This window comes from Nonomuraea sp. B12E4 (genome assembly GCF_039871825.1).
Lineage (GTDB): Bacteria > Actinomycetota > Actinomycetes > Streptosporangiales > Streptosporangiaceae > Nonomuraea.
Genome location: NZ_JBDPME010000076.1, coordinates 1 through 1,764, shown reverse-complemented (window position 1 = coordinate 1,764; position 1,764 = coordinate 1). Strand labels below are relative to the sequence as shown.

General features: G+C 70.9%; 1 protein-coding gene. It reads left to right on the top strand.

All coding sequences use genetic code 11. From position 1 onward, the window contains the following. Positions 1 to 200: 200 nt before the first annotated feature. Complete coding sequence (locus tag ABGB18_RS49260; RefSeq protein ID WP_347702648.1) at positions 201 to 1,424, top strand: cation:proton antiporter; 1,224 nt, start codon at positions 201 to 203, stop codon at positions 1,422 to 1,424. Positions 1,425 to 1,764: the final 340 nt, after the last annotated feature.

Genomic DNA, 1,764 nt, shown 5'->3' with positions numbered 1-1,764 from the left:
AGATCGCACAGGCGGGTTCCGGGCCGCCCGCTGCGTGCTCGCCCCGATCCGCCGACGCTGCCCGCGTTAAAATGCGTATGTTCGCTTGACACCGTTGCTGTTAGGGTGGCCGCGGTGCGCCGGGAAGTCTGGTCGGCAAGATCTTTTTTGCTGGTCCCGACCGGGAGGCGTTCGATGACTGCTCGGACTCGGTGGCACTGATGGGCACGCTGCTGACCGCGTTCGCGGGCGTACTGCTGCTGGCCGTGCTGCTGTCCAGCCTGGCCCACCGCACCATCTTGTCCACGGCGGCCCTGTTCCTGGTGGCCGGGTTCGTCCTCGGCGACGGCGTGCTCGGCGTCATCTCGCTGCGGCCGGGCGACGACCTGGTGGCCACCCTCGCGGAATTGGCGCTGTTCACCGTGCTGTTCACCGACGGCATGCGGGTCGGCTGGGCCGACTTGCGCAGCGCCTGGCGGCTGCCCGGCCGGGCGCTCGGCTGGGGATTACCGCTGACGCTGGCCATCACCGCCGCCGGCGCCTACTGGGTGCTCGGGCTGGGCTGGATCGAGGCGCTGCTGATCGGCGCGATCCTGGCGCCCACCGACCCGGTGTTCGCCGCCGCGCTGGTCGGCAACGAGAAGGTGCCGCCCCGGCTGCGGCAGCTGCTCAACGTCGAGTCCGGCGTCAATGACGGGCTGGCGCTACCGTTCGTCATCGTCTTCCTGGCCATCGCCGCCGGCTCGGCCGACCTGCACCTCGGCGGGCTCGCCCTGGAACTGGGCGTGGGCGTGCTGATCGGCGTGGCCATCCCGTGGGCGGCGATCAAACTGGAGCGGCTGCGCTGGTTTGCCGCCTCCACCGCTTACGAGCCGCTCAACGCGCTGGCCATCGGCCTGCTCGTGCTCGCCGTCGGCAAGGCCACGCACGGCAACCTGTTCCTGGCCGCGTTCTCCGCCGGTATCACCGTCGCGACCTTCGGGCAGCGGCAGCGTGAGTCGTTCGAGCACTTCGGCGAGCTCATCGCGGAGATGTTCAAGCTGGCGGCGCTGCTGGTGTTCGGCGCGCTCATCACGCCGGCGCTGCTCGGCGCGGTGGGCTGGCAGGGCTGGCTGTTCACGGTGCTGGCGCTGGTGCTGGCCCGGCCGATCGCGATCTGGCTGTCCTTCCTCGGTTCCGGGTTGTTGATGCGCGAGCAGGTGGCGGTGGCGTGGTTCGGTCCCAAGGGTTTTGCCTCCGTCGTCTACGGCCTGCTGGTGCTGGCCTCCGGCATCGCCGCCGCCCAGCAGGTGTTCCAGATCGTCGCCGTGACCATCGTGGTGTCGATTCTGCTGCACTCCTCCACCGACATCGTGGTGGCCCGCTGGTTCGACGACGAGCGTGAGGTGCCGGCCTGGTACCGCGAGGTGGCCCGGCGGCTGCGTCCCTCCAAGACGAGATCGTGATGGGGCGCGCGTCCGTGTCCGGCAGTGTTGTACACGGTGTACGAGCCGGTGTTGTCGCCCTGCCCCGCCTGGGTGACGCCGCTCCCCTCGCCGCGGGACTCCAGGCAGGCCGTGCGGCACACGACGGAGCCGGTGACGGGTTGCGCGGAAGGCAGCAGGCCCGGTGAGGCGGCATCGGCTGGCCGTGCCGGGGCGCGGCCGGCATCCGGCAGCGGTGATCGCGACCGGGTTCGGCACCGCGGTGCTGATCGGGACCCTGCTGCTCGGCACTCCGCTGGCCACCGCACAAGGCGACGCCTCGCACTGGCTGACCGCGCTGTTCACCGCCACCTCGGCGGTC